This is a genomic window from Streptomyces sp. NPDC052701, assembly GCF_040678355.1.
In the GTDB taxonomy this organism is placed as follows: Bacteria; Actinomycetota; Actinomycetes; order Streptomycetales; family Streptomycetaceae; genus Streptomyces.
On the sequence record NZ_JBFATO010000020.1, the window covers coordinates 91,212 to 108,625 of the forward strand.

A 17,414-nucleotide genomic window follows, 5' to 3' on the forward strand; every position below is an offset into this window, starting at 1 on the left:
TAGGGAAGTGGTGGGGGCTGCTCTTCCCGGAACCGGTTCCGGAACCGGTTCCGGCCTTGGCGTGAATGAAAGCTACGTGTCATGTAGCCGTCAATACTTTGCGTGGTGATCGGTACGTTCCGGGGTCCCGGCGCCTTCGACGGTTCGCGGTCCCGGCGCCCGGCGCCCGGCGTGCCGCGGACGCCGGACGGGCAGGCCGCCCGCGGTGGCCGCCGGCTAGGGCCTGTCGTCGAACTCCCGTCGTCCGCCCGGAGGGCGGGCCCCGCGGCGTCGGGTGCGTGCTCTCGGCGTGCCGGGCGCGGGCCCTCGTACGGGATGTACTCGGGTCTGCGCCCGGTGCGGCGAGAGTGCGTGCAGGGCGTCGCGGGGCGGGCGGGAGTTCGACGACAGGCCCTACGGCACCGGGGCCGCACCGGAGGGTGTTGACGTCGTCGGGATGCCGCTGTTTCACTCGGGCGTCGCGCCGGGAGGGTTCCCGGTACCGGTCGCGGCGGCCGGTCTCGCGGTCCCGTACAGCGGAGGGGTGCGATGCGTGTCACCATCGCGGACGTGGCCCGAATGGCCGGCGTGAGCAAGACGACCGTCTCCCGGGTGCTCAACACCCGTGACGAGGTGGACCGTTCGACCGCCGCCCGGGTCCGGGAGGTCATCGACCGGCTGGGATACGTGCCCAGTTCGGGCGCGGTGGGGCTGGCCCGGGGGCGGAGCCGCACCGTCGGCATGCTGGTGCCGTCACTGACCTGGCCGTGGATGGGTGAGGTCGTCCAGGGAGTCGTCGACACGGTGGAGGCGGCCGAGTTCGGGCTGCTGCTGTTCACCTGCAACCGGGGCGCCGATTCGGTCGAGCGGTTCACCAGCCAGGTCTCCGCGGGCGCCTTCGACGGACTGCTCGTCGTGGAGCCGGAGAACACCCTGGCCATGCTGACGGCGCTGCACCGCAGAGGGCTCCCGGTCGTACTGGTCGACGACCGCGGCCGCCATCCCGAGTTCCCGTACGTGACCGCCGCGAACCGCGAGGGGGGCGCCTCGGCGGCACGCCATCTGCTGGCCGTGGGACGGCGCAGGCCGCTGGTGCTCGCCGGGCCCCTGCGCTTCGGCTGCGTACGCGACCGCCTCGACGGCTTCCGCACCGTCTACGCCGAGAGCGGCCACCCGCTCGATCCCGCGCTGGTCGTCGAGAGCGACTTCACCGAGGCGGACGGGCGCGAGGCGGTGCGCCGGCTGCTCGCCGGGGGAGGAGGCTTCGACGCGGTCTTCGCCCACAACGACCTCGCGGCCGTGGGCGCGATGGCCGCCCTGCGTGCGGCGGGGCTGCGGGTGCCGGAGGACGTCGCCGTCATCGGCTTCGACGACATCCCGATGGCGCGCCTGACCCAGCCTCCGCTCACGACGGTCCGGCAGCCGATGCGGGAGATGGGGGAGACGGCGGCGCGCATGCTCCTCGCCCTCCTGGCGGGCCAGGCGCTTCCCGGTCCGTTCGCCGTGCTGCCGACGTCGGTCGTCGTCCGCCGGTCGACGGCGGGCGGCTGACCGGCACCGCACAGCACGCCCCCGCGCTACCGCGATCACCGGCGGCGCGAGGGCGAGCCGGCGGCGCGGGGACGAGCCGGTGGTGTGGGCGCCGCCCCTGACGGCCGCCCCCGGGCAAGTCGTGACGGGAAGGCCACCGGGGGCGGGTGGATGCGCCCCCGGTGGCCTTCAGGCCGTGGGCCGGTCAGGACGGGTCAGGGGAACTGCACGATCTTGGAGGGGATGGTGTCCGTTCCCGACGTGCCGGCTCCCGTGTCGTTGATCACGTGGCGGTACTGGCCCTTGCCGCCCAGCGAGATGACCATCAGGTGACGCATCCTGATGCCCGGCTTGACCGGCACCTGGAAGCCGTGGTGCTGGACGATGGTGTCGTCGCTGGTGTAGTTGCAGTAGCTGCCGAGCGCCCAGGCCTCGTGCTCGTTCACCGTGTCGGCGACCTTGTAGGCCGCGTAGCCGACGATGCCGTCGTGGGTGATGGCGGCCTCGTTCGGAGCGTCGTACGCCTTCTCGTTCTGGAAGAAGATCGTGCGTCCGCGCTCTCCGCTCCAGAGCACGTCGTACTTGTTGAAGTGCTCCACGAACAGGCCGGTGGTGAGCACGTCGTCGCCGTTGACGCGCAGCCCGTAGTCGGCGCGGTTGGTCTCCCAGCCGACGCCCTCACCGTGGTCGGCGCGCCAGATCCAGGTGTGGTCGATGAGCACGTCGTCGCTGTTGACCACGACGGAGTTGGTCGCGAGACCCGGCCCCGCGCCGCCGATGCGGACGAACACGTCCTGCACGGTGGTGGGGTTGGCGGAGTGGTCGGCGGACGCGCCGGGCGGGCCGATCCGCAGCAGCGTGTCCGAGTTGACCGGGCCGGCGTCGATCAGGAAGCCGGCGAGCCGGACGCCGTCCACGTCCGCCACGTGCAGGGCGTCGATGCCCCCGTCGGGGACGATCGTGGCCAGCCCGAGACCGAGGACCACGGTGTCGGCGCGGTTCACCTTGATGGTCTGGTCGATGTGGTAAACGCCCGGTGTGAACAGCAGGTTGAGGCCCTGGTCGAGCGCGGCGTTGATGGTCGCGGCCGTCGCGCCGGGCTTGACCACGTAGAACCGGTCCAGCGGCAGGGACGTGCCTCCCGCGTTCGCCGGCCAGGACACGCCGCGCGCGTTGGTGCGCTTGGCCGGCACGAAGACCTTGTACGCGCTGCCGTCCAGGTAGAGGAACGGCTTCTCCCGGGAGATCGGGGTGGTGTCGAACGTGGTGTACGGACCGGTGGCGAAGTTGGTCGCGGGTGCGCCCTCGACGCCGGTGAACGTCATGTTCCACACGCCGTTGGTCCAGCCGCCGACCGAACTGTCGCGCGTGTACCACTGCTGCTGCGAGTAGGGGCCGACGGTGCCGTCGATCTTCGAGTCGGCGATGTAGCCGCCGGAGGCCCAGCCGTAGCCGTTCGGGGCGAGGTTGAGGCCGCCCTTGACGTGGATCCGCCGGAACGGCGCGGCCTGGGCGACCGCCCACCGGTTGGTGCCGTTGACCGGGTTGATGGCCAGGTTCTCGGCCGAACGCCAGAAGTTCTGGGTGGCGTTGCCGTTGAACCAGCCCGCGTCCACGGTGATGTCGCCGTTGAGCTGGACGTCGTCGGGGTTGAGGCCGAGCCCGGAGACCGAGGTGTAGAAGCCCAGTTGGGCGTTGATGCCGTTGTAGGTCCCCGGCTTCAGCAGGAACTGGTAGCGGCCGCCGCCGAACTGGCTCTCCTCCTGCTGCTCGAAGACCTGGTCGAACTTCTGCTGCAGGTTCGGCGTGGACGGGTCGACGACGATGACGTTCGGGCCGAGGTCACCGCCGCCCTGGATCGGTCCCGTGCCGCCGGACGCGGTGTGCACGGCCACCTCCCACAGGGAATAGCCGTAGCCGGTCGCGCGGGCCGTGCCGAGGATGCGCAGGTAGCGGCCCGAGCCGCTCACCGTGTAGGAGGCCTGGCCGCCGGTCGCGCCGGTGACCTCCCTCAGGGTGTTCCAGTCCTGCCCGTTGCCGGACGCCTGGATCTTGAAGTCCTTGGCGTGGGCGGCCTCCCAGTTCAGGTCCACCTTGCACAGGTCGCGCACCGATCCCAGGTCGACCTGGATCCACTGCGGGTCGGAGGCCTGGCTCGACCAGCGGGTGCCGGTGTTCCCGTCGAACGCGGCCGAGGCCGGAGTGCCCGCGTTCTCGACGGAGGAGGCGGAGGCCGGCCTGCCGCGGGCGGCGTCGGCGGTGTCGCAGGAAGCGGGCGGGGTGTCGCCGGCGGTCCCGAAGACCTGGAACTCCCACAGGGAGTAGCCCCACGACGTGGCCCGGTGGAGTCCCTGCATCCGCACGTAGCGGGCCTGGCCCGAGACGTCCACGGTGTCGACGCCTCCGTCGCCGCCCGTCACGGTCCCGGCGTCGCGCCAGCCGGTGCCGTCCTGCGAGAGCTGGATCTTGTAGTCCTTGCCGTAGGCGGCTTCCCAGTCGAGGACGACACGGGTGACGGAGGCCGTGACGCCCAGGTCCACCTGCAGCCACTGGGCGTCGCTCGCGGCCGAGGACCACCTGGTGCCCCGGTCGCCGTCCACGGCGTTCCTCGCGGGCGTTCCGGCGTTCTCGTCCGACGACGAGGTGACCGTCCTGCCCTGGGACAGGGGAGTTTCGGCCGCCGTGGCGGGCAGTTGGCCGGGAAGGGTGACGAGCGCTGCGGTGGCGATCAGCGCGACACCCAGCGATCGGCGTCTCAGGCGTCTCAGATGAGTCATGTGTCTCATGCGTCAGCTTTCTGCGGGTGCGATGTGGGGTGCGGGTGAGCCCGCCGCGCGCAGGGCGAGCGGCCCGCGCGCGATGGTGCTGCGGCGACGCGGTCCGCTCTGCGTGAGGGCATGCCGGGGGAGCAGTACGGCGACACAGCCGCTTAGTTCACGCTTTGATTTAAGTGGTGAGGCAATCGGTGGGCAAGCCCTCGGACACACATTGCCGGGTAGGCCGGGGAAAAGCGCTGGTGGGGCGAGTGCGGCGGGTCGTATCCCGGCCACCCGCCCGGGCGGTCGCCGCCGGTCACCTCCGTTCGGGGACTGAACGCCCGCCGGCGGTGCGGGACTCACCGCCCCGGCGCCGTCACCGCCGGCACGGAGAACCGGGAGCCCGGGCCGGCCCGTCCGGCCGGGGGACGTACCCCGGCGCGGCGGCACCGCGCGGGGGTTCCCTTCGAAAGGACGCGACGCCCGGTACGCGCGTCCGGGGCCGGGCCCCCGGAGGCTTCCGCGGACCTACGGCCGGCTGTGGACACCGATCCGAGCCGGTCAAAACCCCCGAATTGGGGTATTCCGGTAAAGGGTGCCATCGCCGATGGCCGAGGGAGACGAGGACCGAATGCGCGGCATCACCGGCACCGACGTGCACACCCCCGATCGCGACACCCCGCTACGGGGACGTGTCGCTGTCGTGACCGGAGCCGCCCGCGGAGTAGGGGAAGCCCTCGCCAGACGCCTGTCCGACGCCGGAATGCGGGTCGCGCTGCTCGGCCGCGAGGAGAAGACCCTGTGCCGGGCGGCGGCCTCCCTGCCCTCCCCGAACGTCTGCATCGAGGCGGACGTCACCGACCGCGCCGCGCTCGACCGTGCCGCACGGCAGGTGGGCGAACGGCTCGGCCCCGCCGACGTGGTCGTGGCCAACGCGGGCATCGCCGTCGGCGGACCCTTCGGCCGGACCGCGGCCGACCTGTGGCAACGGGTCATCGACGTCAACCTGGTCGGAGCCGCCAACACCGCCAGGGCCTTCCTGCCGCAGCTCACCCGCACCCGCGGCTACTTCCTCCAGATCGCCTCGACCGCCGCCTTCGGCTCCGCGCCCATGATGAGCGCGTACTGCGCCTCCAAGGCGGGCGCGGAATCCTTCGCCCGAGCACTGCGCGGCGAGGTCGAACCCGACGGCGTCACCGTCGGCATCGCCTACCTCCACTGGACCGGCACCGACATGGTCAGCGGCATCGACGACCACCCCGTGCTGCGGGCCCTGCGCGAGAACCAGCCCTGGTTCGCACGCCGGGTCCACACCCCCGCACAGGTGGCCGACTGGCTCACCGCCGGCATCACGCACCGCGCCCACCAGGTCTACGCACCGCCGTGGCTTCGCTGGTGCCAGCCCTTGAGGCCGCTCTTCCCGGCCCTGGTCGCCCGGGTCGCCCGGCGTGAACTGCGGACCCGGTCCAGGGCGGAACTCGCGGCCGACGTCGGAGTCCTGGGCGCCGGCGGCCGCGCCGACTGGGACTCGTACCTGTCCGCCCCGCATCCTCGCGGCCGCCCGCACGAGTAGGCCCCGCAGGCGGCGCCGGCGAAGCCCTCGTCCGGCACCGGCGCGCCGGAGACGTCCGGACAGGGCCACCCGGGGTGGTAACGCCTGTTACCATCGAGGGATGGGAAAGACACAGCTGGGTGCGCGCGTCGATGACGAGATCGCGGAACTGGCCAGGGCCCGCGCCAAGGACCGCGGTCTGAGTCTGGGCGACTACATCGCCTCTCTCGTGCGGGACGACGCCGACGGCATGCGCCGGCGCGGTCTGGACGCCGCGCGGCGCTTCCTCGACGAGCACCAGGCCCTCTTCGACGAGGCCGAACCCGCACCGCCGCGTTCGCCGGGGGCGCACGCCGCCTGATGGAGCTCTACATCGACGTCCCCTGGATCCTGCAGGTCGCCGAGCTCGCCGGCGCGAGTGACCCCGCGCCCGACGACTACGGGGTGCCGGTGGCGGCGGTCGCCCGCCACCGGGCCGAAATCCTGGACCAGCCCGTCTACGACGGCCCCTACGCCCGGGCCGCCGCCCTGGTGCACGTCCTCGGCCGCTGCCGCTGGCTGGAGCGTTCCAACATGGCCGTGGCCGCGGCGACGGGCGTGATGTACCTGGAGGCTTCCGGCATCCCGGTCAAACCCACCCGCCAGGATGCCGTCGCCCTGCGCGACCTGCTGCGTGATCCCGCCTGCACTGCCGCGGGCATCGCCGCCCTCCTGCGGACCTGGCCGCACGCCACCTGAAACCGCGCCGGCGGTGCCCCGCCCGTACGGGCCGGGCCGGTCAGGCGGTCAGGGCCTGCTCGACGGTGGGGTGGCAGGGAACCAAGCCGTCGATGCCGACGATCCGCAGGACGCGCAGGACGGGTTCCCGTGCGCCGGCGATACGCAGCCACCCCCGGGCGTCGCCGACGGCGCGGTGGGCGGCTATGAAGACGTTGATGCCGCTGGAGTCCAGGAAGGTAACGCCGCTGAGGTCCACCACGGTCCGCGGCGGCGTCGCGCCGCCGTCCCGGGCGAGCAGCGCCTGGCCGAGGGCCTCCTCGACGTCGTCGTCGATCTCGCCCCGCACGGTCACGACACGGATGCCGCCGACCACGCGGTGCTCGATGGAGAACCGGTCCGTCCGGTCTGCTTTCGGGATGTCGGTCACGGTCTCCTCGACTGCGCTCGAACCTGCCCCGGGCCGGGGTGTGCGAGCAAGGATTCCGTCCCACCGGCGTGGCCGGATGCACCCGATCGGCTGTGCCGGACAACACGCCCACGGCATATGTGGCGGCACGGCGGGATACCCGCGCTCGTGTGAAGGGCGAATGAGGGTGATGCCGATGGGATCCCACGCCGACGACGGCTGTACGCGGCCCGGCGGACACCTGATGCGTGCCGGTTACGCGGTGGGCGGGGGCGAGGGCTGCATCGCCGAGGCCCGCCATCACGCCGCCTCCTTCCTCGAGCGGGCCCGCGGCGATTACGGCCTGCCGGTGTCGGCGCGCGCCGTGGACCTGACCCAGCTGGTGGTCAGCGAGCTGGTCACCAACGCCCGCAAGTACGCCCCCGGCCCGGTCCTGATGGAACTGCGCATCACCACCGACAGCGTGGACGTGGTCGTGTGGGACAGCGACCCCACCCTCCCCACCGCCCGGGCCGCCGACCCGGGACGCATCGGCCAGCACGGCCTGGAGATCGTCAAGGCCGTGACCGAGGACCTCTCCGTCCAGCGGGAGCCGGCCGGCAAACGCATCACCGCCCGCATCCTGTTGCCGGACGACCCGGGCGGCGACACCGCCGGACGGGACCCCGCACAGCGCGCCGGGGCATAGACGCAAGCCGGCGAGGAGGCGGTGCCCGGGGCCCGGGGCGCGGCGCGGTGCCCCCGGCCGACGCCGCGCACGGCACGTCCTCCTGTCGCGGGCGCGACCTCCCCCGCCCGGTACCGGAGCTTGAACACCCGAGGGCGGCACAGCAGCGGCCCCCGCCGACCGGGACGGTCCGGGCGGTGGGGGCTGGGCGGTGGCGTGCCGGCGCCGGCGGGCCTGCCTGCGGCCGGTGGCCGTGGTGCGGGCGGACGGGGCCGGGACTCATGTGGTGTGGCGCAGCCAGCGGCAAAGGGCGTTGTTGATGTCCGCGGGCAGGGCACTGAGCTGGTCGATGGCGTCGCGGTCCTCGGGCAGGGGCGGGATGCCGGCCGCGGTGAGGGCCGCGTGCAGCGCGAGGCGTTGCCGGTCGCGGGGATCGAGACGGTAGCTGATGCGCTGCGCGGGATCGGGCGGTGGCAGGAGGTGGTCCGTGTCCTCCTGGTGCCCGGCCGCAGCCGGCCACTCGCCGTTGCCCCCGTCGACGGCGTAGGGGTCGACGAAGGCGGGGGACGAGCTGTACTCGAAGGCAGTGGCGGTCACTTCGGTCTCCTCACCGGCGGCTTGCGGATCTGCCCCATGAGAGCCGCACCGGGTTCGTGCTGGTTGCGAATACGGCCGGATATCACACGCGCGGCCCCATCGGCGGCTCATCGACTGATCCGACCGGCATGCGAGGCGACCGGGGCGGCGGCCGGGGGGAGGGACGCCGGCCGGCGTGCGGGCACCTCACGTCCGAGGCCGGCGGGGCAGCACGCCTAGGTCTGCCGTCGAACTCCCGCCTGCCCCGCGACGCCCTGCACGCCCTCTCGCCGCACCGGGCGCGGACCCGGATACATCCCGTACGAGGGCCGGCGCCCGGCACGCCGGGAGCACGCATCCGACGCCGCGGGGCCCGCCCTCCGGGCGGACGACGGGAGTTCGACGACAGGCCTAGAGGCCGGCATCGTCCGCACCGTCCCGGACTTCATCCGTCACGTCCCGGACTTCATCCGTCACGTCCCGGACCTCATCCGTCACGGCTTCGGTCCCGGCATCGAGCCGGTGCCCGCCTTCGACGACACCCGCGACTCCGGCCGTGCCCCGCTGCGCGTCCTCGGCGGTGCCGTCCGCCTCGTCGGCGTCCGCGGCCTCCCACCCGCTCGGCGGCTCACCCGGGCCCGGTGACGAGCGGACCCGAGCCGGGGGCAGGACCACGAGGTCATCACCCGCCGAGCCCGTCAGGATCACGTAACCGTGCTGCAGGAGCACGGCCTGCACGGCAGCCCGCACGACCGACCCCGCGGGTCCACCCGGACCTGGACGAGCGCCGGCCAGTGCCCCGAGGCCGCCCAACGGCGTCCAGCTCACCAGAGCGCCCGAAGGGATCTCGTTCACCCGCATGCCCGGCGTCCCGTCGCTCGCTTCACCCACCAGATGAAAACCGGCCAGTCTCAAAACGCGCCGCACCTGGGAGACGAGTTCCGCAGGACTGATCGACACTCCACCCCTTTGTCCCCAAGCGAACCGATCACACGCTCCGGCATCGGCCGTTCGGGCAACGGCACCGTTCCCGGCCCCGCCGCGCCTTCCCGGCGGCGCCCGCCCGCCTCGCCGAGGCCCGCGGTCCGTAAGCCGTCCTCACCGTATCCGGATCCGTGCCCCGCACCCGCCCACCGCCCGCCCCTGGTGAAGATCTTCACTGTCCTCGCGCCAACACCGCCGCGACCTTGTGCCCGCGGCGCGGCAGCAGTAGCGGGGTGGCCAGGAGGAGGACGCCGGCGACCGCGATCGCGGTGCGGGGGCCGGTGACGGCGGCCAGCAGACCCCACACGGCGGTCAGGGCCGCGATGGCGACGTTGCCGCTGATCGACCAGGCGGCCAGGGTACGGGCGACCCGGTCGGAGCCGACGTGGTCGAGCCGGTGGGTGGCCAGCACCGGATTGAACACGCCGCAGCAGGTCACCAGACCGAGTTGGACGGTGACGACGAGGACGATCCCGGGGACGCCGGGCTGGGCGAACGCCAGTCCGAGAGGCCAGCACGCACGCAGCGTCCCGGCGGTGAGGATCACCCTGTGCTGCCCGAACCGCGCCACGAGCCGGCGCGCGAGGCGTGAGCCGACGAGACCACCGACGCAAGGGGCCGCGAACACGAGACCGTACTGCCAGGGAGCGAACCCGAGACGGTCCAGCAGGAGGACGGCGAGCAGCGGCTCGGAGGCCATGATCAGACCGTTGACCACGATCGTGTTGAGGAACAGCGGACGCAGCGCGGGATGGGTGAGGATGTGACGCCAGCCTGCGAGCAGATCGCCTGCGCGCAGCCGCGGCGCACCGGCCCGCGCGGGGGAGGGCTCGCTTCCGCCGATGGCGCGGATGCCCAGTGCGGAGAGCAGGTGGCTGACCGCGTTGGCCGCCACGGTCGACACCGGGCCGAACAGCCCGATCGCGGCGCCGCCGAGGGGTGGTCCGACCATGGTCGCGGTCCATGTCGTGGCCTCGAACCGGCTGTTGGCGACGAGCAGGTCCGCCGGCCGCAGGAGGGTCTTCAGGTACGCGCCGCCGGCCGCCCTGAAGGCGATGTCGGCCGCGGCGACGACGACGGAGACGACGAGGAGCTGGGCGAAGCCGAGCCGGCCGAGCGCGAACGCGGCGGGCACGCTCATCAGCGCCGTGAACCGGGTCAGGTCCATCGCCACCATGACCGGCCGTTTACGGCGGAACTCCACCCACGGGCCGAGCGGCACCGCCAGCACGGCCCCCACCGCTCGCCCCGCGGCGGCCAGCGCCGCCACCTGGGCCGCCCCGGCGTCCAGCACCAGGACCGCGATCAGGGGGAACGCGCCGAACCCGAGCCCTGTGCCGTACGAGCTGACCGCGAACGCCGCCCACAGCCACCCGAACCGCCGCCCCAGTGCGCGCCTACCCGCCATGCCCCATGCACCCCTCGCCGGTCCGGACAACCACACGCTGACCCCCGGCATCAAAGCGAGCGGCGGACGAGGAGATCAAACAACCGGTCCGCCGGGAAGGCACAACCAGTCGTTGTGCCGACAGCGTCGCCGACGTGGATCTCGACGCTGTGCGCACCTCCGTGGCCGCCGCGGCCGTCCCGGGCCTGTCCGGCGGATCACACCGGACCGGCCCGAGGCCCCGGGGAGGGTGCAGCGCTTGAGCGTGCAGGTGAAGTCGCCGGATAGCCTGCCGCTCAGCCGGACTGCCGGAACGAGGTTCGCGCCGCGAAACGGACCAAGACGTCGATCCCCTCGCCGGCGGGAGGCCGCGCGGAACAGCCCGACGGGTTCGCGGACGCGTTGCCGAAGGGCGTGGTGCCGAGCGCGACGGACCGGAACGGACCCGAACGGACCGGCAAGGGCTGAGCGGTTCCGGCACGGTTCACCGAGTTCGGCGAAATGGCGGGGCGCGGGAATCGGGGTGCGTATTCTGTGCTGGTGATCGGATTAGAGCGCCTGACCGTCTTCCTGACCGTGGTGACCGTGCTGATCGCCGTGCCGGGGCCGAGCGTCCTGTTCGTGGTGAGCCGGGGGGTGGCGCTGGGCCGGCGGGCCGCCGTGTCGACGGCGGTGGGAAACGAGGCCGGGCTGCTCGTCCAGGTGGCACTCGTGGCGTTCGGGCTGGGGGAGGTACTCGCCCGGTCCTTCCTGGTGTTCTCGATCCTGAAGTTCGCCGGCGCTCTCTACCTCGTCTACCTCGGCGTTCAGGCCTGGCGGCATCGCAAGCTGCTGATGGTGGAGGAGCAGACCACGTCGGAGGTGAGCCGTCCGGGCCGGGTCTTCCGGGAGGGCTTCATCGTCGGGGTGAGCAACCCCAAGGGCCTGCTGATCTTCGGGGCGGTGCTGCCGCAGTTCGTCGACCCTTCGGCGGGAAACGCCCAGATGCAGCTGTTGCTGCTGGGCATGATCTGTGTCCTGATCGCGTTGGTGTCCGACGCGACGTGGGGCCTCCTCGCCGGAACGGCCCGCAACTGGCTCGCCAGGTCGCCGCGTCGGCTGTCGTGGTTCGGCGGAGCGTCGGGCGTCGTGATGATCGGCCTGGGCGTCCGGCTGGCGGCCAGCGGACGGGACTGAGCCGGACCAAGACGCACACCGGCGTGGACACGGGACGCCGGCACGGTGTCAGGCGCCCAGAATTCCGCCGGCCAGGTAGTGGATGACGTTGCGGTCGATGATCCGGCTGCCGGGGTCGTCGGCGGCGGCGAGCCAGTTCGTCCAGGACTCCAGCAGCCGGGCACGGGCGAGGGCCGCACCGTCCGCACCGGCCAGGTGGGCGAGGGCGCGGGTCGAGCCTGAGACCGTGTAGCCGTACAGGTCCAGCCGGTCGAGCCGCTTCACCAGTGTGTCCGGGGCGGCCAGCAAAGCGTCGAGCAACTGCAGGACGTCTTCGGGCGGTCGGTGAGGGCCTGCCGGGCGGGCCGGTCCGGCGAGACGGCCGAGCGAGGTCCGGAAGAGCCGGTCGAGGAGTTCCCGGTGCTGGATGTGGCGGACGAGGTCGAGGGTGACGTGGAAGTTCTCCAGCGGCTTGGTCACCGAGACCTGGGTGCCCTGGAAGACGTCGAGGAGCGCCCAGAGGGTCATCTCGGGCAGGTTGCCGGGGAGGATCTTCTGCCCGGTGTCGCGGTGCTCGGGAGACAGGTAGACGTACGCCGTGCTCGTCTCGCTGTTCTGGGAGAACGAGTAGATACGGGTCGAGCCGTCGACCGACGCGATGCCCGAGCGGGTGTGCTCGACCTCGCGGGGCAGCCGGCCGAGGGTGACGATGCCGTGAGCGCCGACCGTGGCGACCGCCGCGGCGGTGTCCCGGATGAGCGAGTAAGTGGCCGGGACGTCGATGCCCCCGCCGTCGGCGCGGACCCCCCACGATCCGTCGGAATTCAGGGCGAGGGCGAACGGGTCGACCGTGCACCGGGTGCCGGGCGGTGTCTCCCGGACGAGCAGGGCCGTGGCGGCGGTGTGCGCGTCGAGCCGGCCTTGCCACGGGCCGGGCCGGGAGTCGCTGATCCGCACCACGAACTCCTCGATACCGAGGCGGCGCCCCTCCCGCACCCGTTCGACGGCGGCCGCGCGGCCGTAGGCGTACCAGCCGGGTAACGCGTCGACCGCTGCCCGCGCGTTCTCGGGGAGGGCCAGATCGACGTCCACGGGCTGCACCAGGCGGCCGGGGGTGACGTGGTGGAGAGGGTCGTCGGAGATACGGCGGCGGGCGTCAGAGGGGAGCCGGCGCACTGGCGTCATCTGTTTCTCCTGCGGGGCGAGGGAAGGGGGAGGGCGTGGAGCGCACGTGGAGCAGGAGGGCCGCCGCCACCGTGCAGAAGACGGCCGCGACCCAGAACAGACCGGGGCTGTAACCGGGAACGGCGAGCGGGGCGAGAATGCCGGTCAGGGAGCCGAGTTGCATCAGCGCGGCGAAGAGCCCGGCACCGGCCGGCAGGCCGCCCGCCAGGAGACGGCCGAGGAGCAGCGGGCCGAGCGTCTGCAGGGCGGCCGTGAACGGGGCGTACAGCAGCTGTGACGTCAGCAGCGAACCGAACGAGGAGAAGGCCGCGCTGACGGTGAAGGAAAGGACACCGGCCACGGCCGCCGCACCGAGCAGCAGGGGCGCGGGCCGGCGCTCGCCGAGCCGGCCGAGCAGGGGCAGGACGAGGAGCTCGACCGCCGCGGTGGCCAGGAAGAGCACGCTGATCAGCCGTTCGTCCCGGCCGGAGGCGACCACGAACAGCGGCAGGTAGACCAGCCGTACGCTGTCGGCGGCCTTGAGCAGGACGATCGAGGCCACCCCGAGAGCCAGGAGAAGACCGGGCGCCGGCGGCACCGGCACCTCCGGCCCGCCCCCGGCGGGGACCGTCCGGGCGACGGTGTCCGAGCGGGAGCCCACCGCGGCCGCCACGGCGGCCGCGAGCAGCAGGGGGACCGCCGCATGGACCGGGGTCCAGCCCGGCCACAGCGGGGGCAGGGAAGTGGAGACGCCGAAACCGGCGACCCCCGTCAGATACCCGGCGACCGCGATCCAGCGGGTGCCCGCCGCGAGCACGGGGTCGGAGAGCGCGGCGGTCCTCGACGCGGTCCGGATCTGGCGGAGGACCAACGGCATCGTCACCGCGGCCGCCATCGACAGCGCTCCTCCCAGGCACACCAGGGGCAGCGGCCGGCCGCCGACCAGGGCGACCCCGCCCGCGCCGACGAGGAGCGCCGCGACCAGCAGCGGGCGTGCGTGCCGCAGGGGAGCGGGACGGGAGGCCGCGAGCGCCAGCGCGAACGCGGTCACGGAATCGACGACGAAGAAGACGGCGATGTCGCCCTTGGCGAACCCGGCCGCCTCCAGGGCGACCGGGTAACCGACGCTGATCAGGCCGGTCATGGCGGACACGAACAGCAGGCACAGGCCGTACGGCGAGCGCAGCAGACGACTCATGGCGGACCTCCGGCCCAGCGGAAGCGGTCCTGTCAGGCGGTCACGGTGTGGTAATCGATGTGGGTGAGTGCCTCGCGCTGGATCTCCAGGGCGAGGCCGGAGTCACGCAGACCGTCGACGATCCGCAGCGGTTCCCCGCCCGGCAGCAGCCGCCGTACGTGGTCGGCGTCGGCGGGTGAGAGCACGGTCAGGGTGCGTGCGGGCGGCACGGGGGCGGGCAGGGAGTCGATCCGGCGGAGTTCGCCGTCGAAGCGGCGGAAGGAGTCCAGCCACTCCTGGCCGGGGGAGGAACGGGTGCCGGAGGGGTAGTTGTCGATCAGGCCGACGGCCTGGGCGTGTGGTCCGGGATGCCTGGCCAGGAACGTGCGGCGGTTGGCCTCCCATTCGGCGACGCGGGCGGCGTCGGTGCGAACGACGTGGTGGAAGTCCCAGCTCCACGCGTGAGGATGGTGGACGACGGGCACACCCGCGGCCCAGGCCCGGTAGCCGAAGTCGTGGTCCTCGAAACCCCAGCCGGTGAACTCGTCGCTGTAGCCGCCGAGTTCGTCGTACACGGCCGCCGGGACGGACAGGTTGCAGCTGAAGGGCAGGTACCAGGCGGCGGCGACGCGGCTGTAGTTCTCGGAGAACTCGGCCGTGACACGCGTGCGCACCTCGGGTGTCCACAGCGGTGAGTCCGGTCCCGCGCGGTGCCGCCGGTGGCCGACGACCACGGCGGCCGGGAACGCGTGCTGCCAGCGCAGGTGCTCGGCGACCCAATGGGCGGGCACCTCCTGGTCCGCGTCGAGGAAGGCCAGGAACCGGCCCCGGGCCCGCGCAGCCCCCGCCGACCTGGCCGCCGCCCGGTTGCCGGTGCCGTCCCGGCGCACGACGAGCAGCGGCACGTCGTCGGACAGGTCGTCGACGCCGGACGCCACGGGGACAGCGGATCCGTCGTCCACGACGACGACCTCGTACGGCGCACCGGTGTCCTGCCGGCTCCTGCCGAGGGACGCGACGAGCCGGCGCACGGCGGCGGTGCCGTCCCTGACGATGACGACGACGGACAGCTCCGGCACCGTGGAACTCCGTGGCACCGCCGGGTTCTCCGGCGGCGTGGACGGCTTCGCGGGTGAGGGTCCCGTCACCTCGCCCCCCGCTCCAGCGCGGCCAGGGCGGCGAAGTCCAGGGCGTGGGCGGCCATGGCGGTGGCGCCGTCACGGGCGCCGAGTACGGTGGCGACGTCTCGCGCCCGGCCGGCGAGGGACCGGTCGGACAGCAGGCGTTCCGCGGTGGGCAGGAAATCATCGGCCACGGCGTGTGCCGGGAGGATCTCGCCGGTGCCGAGCGCGACCGCCCGCGAGGCGTTCCACTCCTGTTCCGCGTGGCCCGGGACCGCCAGCAGCGGAGTGCCCAGGCAGAGTGCCTCCATCGTGGAGGTGTGCCCGGCGTGGGTGACGACGAGGTCGGCCGCCCTGGTCCAGAGCATGCTGTCCTCCGTGTAGCCGACGGCCAGGTCGGCGGTCTGGTCCGGCAGCCGGTCCAGGGGAATGTTGGGGCCGGTGACCAGCACCGTGCGGGCGGGCAGCCGGCCCAGCCGGGGGGCGACCTCGCAGAGCGTGGCGAACCCCTGGGCCGTACCGCCCAGGCTGACGTACACCAGGGGGCCGTCCCCCTCCACACCCAGCCGCTTGCGGGCCTCGGCCCGGGAGGGCATGCGGGCGGGCGACTCCTTCAGGACCGGACCGACGTGCCGGATCTCGCTCAGCGTCCGCAGGGCCGCGCCGGATTCGCCGGGATCGATGCCCGACAGCGGATCGAACCGCGACCAGTCGGGGATGTACAGGACGTCGCCGAGGATCCGCCGCGCGGTCTCCGGCGGCACACCGAGTCTCTCCAGCTCCGGTACGACATCCCGGACAACGTGCGGAAAGGGGAACGAGAAGAAGCCGGTGTTGACCATCCAGGCGGCCGGCACGCCCTCCAGCGCCGCCGACACCGCGCCCGTGACACGGAAGTCGACGACCACCAGATCAGGCCCGAACTCCCGGATGGCGGCCCGCTCCTCGGCCAGGGCCGTCGCCAGGTAGCCGGGGTCCGCGAGCCGGATCCGGCCGTCGGGGGGCGGGGGCGGCGGTTCCTCGTCCGCCCGCCGGGGCGGAAAGGGAGGCAACTCGCTCACCGCGAACGAGTCGAGCCCGCGCGCGGCGACGATGTGCCGGGCGGGCTCGGCCGTACCGACCAGCACCTCGGCCCCGGCGGCCGCGAGTTCGGCGCCCACCCGGGCGCATCGCACCACATGACCGAGGCCGTGGTAGAAGGTCAGAATCAGGATGCGCATGCGTTCCTCGGAGTCTCGGATCATGTCGGTGGTCGGTGGTCGGTGGTCGGTGGTCGGTGGTCGGTGGTCGCTGGCCGGTGGCGGCACGGTCGAAGCGACGGCCGTGGTCGGTGCGGCCGGCCGCCCCAGCCGGCCCGTCGGCCGGGTCGACCCGCCCACTGCGCTCAACCCGCCCGCTCGGCCCGGGTGATGCCCAACTCGTACGCCACCGCGACCGCGCTGGCCCGGTTCCGCAAACCGAGCTTGACCAGCAGGTTCTGTACGTGCGTCTTGACGGTGCTCTCGCTGACCACCAGTTCCCCGGCGATCTCGGAGTTCTTCATGCCGCGCGCCAGCAGTTTGAGAACCTGCCGCTCGCGGAGCGTGAGCAGGTCCAGCGCCGAATGGCGGACGGACTGCCTCCGGGGCGGAGCCCGGTCGGGCTCCCCCCGGTCGGGTACGTTGATCCGGTACCCCCCGGAGACCAGCCTGATGGCGGACACCAGGAACTCCGGCTCCTCCCAGGCCAGCACCACGCCCCCGGCACCCAGCTTGTCCGCCTCCGCGTGGACGGGATCGTTCGCGTCGTTGGTCAGCAGCAGCATGCGCGAGACTCCGGCACCGGAGTAGTGGACGGCCTGGTGCATCAGGTGCACGACGTCGATGGACCGGCAGGCGGTGTTGATCACGAGCACGTCCACCGTGGAGTCGAGAGTGGCCTCGAGCGCCGTCGGGCCGTCGCGGGCGCTGCCGACGAGGGTGAGGTCGGGGTAGCCCCGCAGAACATCGACGAGCCCGGCATGCACCAGACTGGAGTCGTCGATGAGGAAAACGCGCAACAGTCCCGGCTTCTCGGCTTCGACCAGGTCTTCCGATGCCGGATTCTGGCCGGATCGAGCCTTGCCCACGAGCCCCCCTGCGCCGCGAGTCGCAGCAATGGACAGAATCGAACAGCACCTCATCATGTCTCACGGCTATGAGCCGGAGTGCGTGTTTTTTCGCCACATTTCATTGGCAAGTGCATAAGGAGGAACTGGTCAC

At 72.7% G+C, this 17,414-nt stretch carries 16 protein-coding genes; 6 read left to right on the forward strand and 10 right to left on the reverse strand.

Going from position 1 to position 17,414, the window contains the following annotated elements; all coding sequences use genetic code 11:
• Nucleotides 1-528 precede the first annotated feature (528 nt).
• On the forward strand, nucleotides 529-1,530 hold the full coding sequence (locus tag AB0L29_RS22530) for a LacI family DNA-binding transcriptional regulator (protein WP_365829505.1): 1,002 nt from the start codon (nucleotides 529-531) through the stop codon (nucleotides 1,528-1,530).
• Between the two features lie 194 nt (nucleotides 1,531-1,724).
• On the opposite strand, the gene AB0L29_RS22535 is transcribed toward AB0L29_RS22530, so the two are convergent.
• Nucleotides 1,725-4,268, reverse strand: a complete 2,544-nt coding sequence (locus tag AB0L29_RS22535; RefSeq protein WP_365829549.1) for a discoidin domain-containing protein — start codon at nucleotides 4,266-4,268, stop codon at nucleotides 1,725-1,727.
• A gap of 628 nt (nucleotides 4,269-4,896) precedes the next feature.
• Here AB0L29_RS22535 and AB0L29_RS22540 point away from each other — a divergent pair.
• The 3 genes from AB0L29_RS22540 to AB0L29_RS22550 all read left to right on the forward strand — a co-directional run bounded on the left by AB0L29_RS22540 (nucleotide 4,897) and on the right by AB0L29_RS22550 (nucleotide 6,555).
• Nucleotides 4,897-5,838 (forward strand): SDR family oxidoreductase, encoded by a 942-nt coding sequence (locus AB0L29_RS22540; RefSeq protein WP_365829550.1) that lies wholly within the window; start codon nucleotides 4,897-4,899, stop codon nucleotides 5,836-5,838.
• 100 nt (nucleotides 5,839-5,938) lie between these two features.
• Nucleotides 5,939-6,178: a hypothetical protein gene (locus AB0L29_RS22545; RefSeq protein WP_365829507.1), complete on the forward strand. Its 240-nt coding sequence runs from the start codon at nucleotides 5,939-5,941 to the stop codon at nucleotides 6,176-6,178.
• Nucleotides 6,178-6,555, forward strand: coding sequence for a fic family toxin-antitoxin system, toxin component (locus AB0L29_RS22550; protein ID WP_365829508.1), 378 nt, complete (start codon nucleotides 6,178-6,180; stop codon nucleotides 6,553-6,555). The genes AB0L29_RS22545 and AB0L29_RS22550 overlap by 1 nt, the downstream gene beginning before the upstream one ends.
• A 40-nt stretch (nucleotides 6,556-6,595) precedes the next feature.
• Here the strand turns inward: AB0L29_RS22550 and AB0L29_RS22555 are convergent, their stop codons facing one another.
• A complete protein-coding gene (locus tag AB0L29_RS22555) occupies nucleotides 6,596-6,964 on the reverse strand; it encodes an STAS domain-containing protein (protein WP_365829509.1) in 369 nt (122 codons plus the stop codon).
• A 175-nt stretch (nucleotides 6,965-7,139) separates the two neighbouring features.
• On the opposite strand from AB0L29_RS22555, the gene AB0L29_RS22560 reads away from it, so the two are divergent.
• Entirely contained in the window at nucleotides 7,140-7,631 is a 492-nt protein-coding gene (locus AB0L29_RS22560; RefSeq protein ID WP_365829510.1) for an ATP-binding protein, read from the forward strand.
• Nucleotides 7,632-7,889: 258 nt separating this feature from the next.
• Here the strand turns inward: AB0L29_RS22560 and AB0L29_RS22565 are convergent, their stop codons facing one another.
• From AB0L29_RS22565 to AB0L29_RS22575, 3 genes are all read right to left on the reverse strand, one after another.
• Nucleotides 7,890-8,207 carry a hypothetical protein gene (locus tag AB0L29_RS22565; protein ID WP_365829511.1) on the reverse strand — a complete coding sequence of 106 codons (318 nt, stop codon included), beginning with the start codon at nucleotides 8,205-8,207 and terminating at the stop codon, nucleotides 7,890-7,892.
• A 390-nt stretch (nucleotides 8,208-8,597) separates the two neighbouring features.
• Entirely contained in the window at nucleotides 8,598-9,101 is a 504-nt protein-coding gene (locus AB0L29_RS22570; protein WP_365829512.1) for a hypothetical protein, read from the reverse strand.
• Between the two features lie 241 nt (nucleotides 9,102-9,342).
• A complete protein-coding gene (locus AB0L29_RS22575) occupies nucleotides 9,343-10,578 on the reverse strand; it encodes an MFS transporter (RefSeq protein ID WP_365829513.1) in 1,236 nt (411 codons plus the stop codon).
• A gap of 555 nt (nucleotides 10,579-11,133) precedes the next feature.
• On the opposite strand from AB0L29_RS22575, the gene AB0L29_RS22580 reads away from it, so the two are divergent.
• Nucleotides 11,134-11,733 (forward strand): LysE family translocator, encoded by a 600-nt coding sequence (locus AB0L29_RS22580; protein ID WP_365829551.1) that lies wholly within the window; start codon nucleotides 11,134-11,136, stop codon nucleotides 11,731-11,733.
• Between the two features lie 48 nt (nucleotides 11,734-11,781).
• Here the strand turns inward: AB0L29_RS22580 and AB0L29_RS22585 are convergent, their stop codons facing one another.
• The 5 genes from AB0L29_RS22585 to AB0L29_RS22605 form a co-directional block, all read right to left on the reverse strand.
• Nucleotides 11,782-12,897 (reverse strand): hypothetical protein, encoded by a 1,116-nt coding sequence (locus tag AB0L29_RS22585; RefSeq protein WP_365829514.1) that lies wholly within the window; start codon nucleotides 12,895-12,897, stop codon nucleotides 11,782-11,784.
• Nucleotides 12,869-14,074: a hypothetical protein gene (locus tag AB0L29_RS22590; protein ID WP_365829515.1), complete on the reverse strand. Its 1,206-nt coding sequence runs from the start codon at nucleotides 14,072-14,074 to the stop codon at nucleotides 12,869-12,871. Before AB0L29_RS22590 ends, AB0L29_RS22585 begins: the two co-directional genes overlap by 29 nt.
• Nucleotides 14,075-14,106: 32 nt before the next feature.
• Nucleotides 14,107-15,132 carry a glycosyltransferase gene (locus tag AB0L29_RS22595; RefSeq protein ID WP_365829516.1) on the reverse strand — a complete coding sequence of 342 codons (1,026 nt, stop codon included), beginning with the start codon at nucleotides 15,130-15,132 and terminating at the stop codon, nucleotides 14,107-14,109.
• 65 nt (nucleotides 15,133-15,197) lie between these two features.
• Nucleotides 15,198-16,394: a glycosyltransferase gene (locus AB0L29_RS22600; protein ID WP_365829517.1), complete on the reverse strand. Its 1,197-nt coding sequence runs from the start codon at nucleotides 16,392-16,394 to the stop codon at nucleotides 15,198-15,200.
• A 164-nt stretch (nucleotides 16,395-16,558) separates the two neighbouring features.
• Nucleotides 16,559-17,212: a response regulator transcription factor gene (locus AB0L29_RS22605; RefSeq protein ID WP_365829518.1), complete on the reverse strand. Its 654-nt coding sequence runs from the start codon at nucleotides 17,210-17,212 to the stop codon at nucleotides 16,559-16,561.
• Nucleotides 17,213-17,414: the final 202 nt, after the last annotated feature.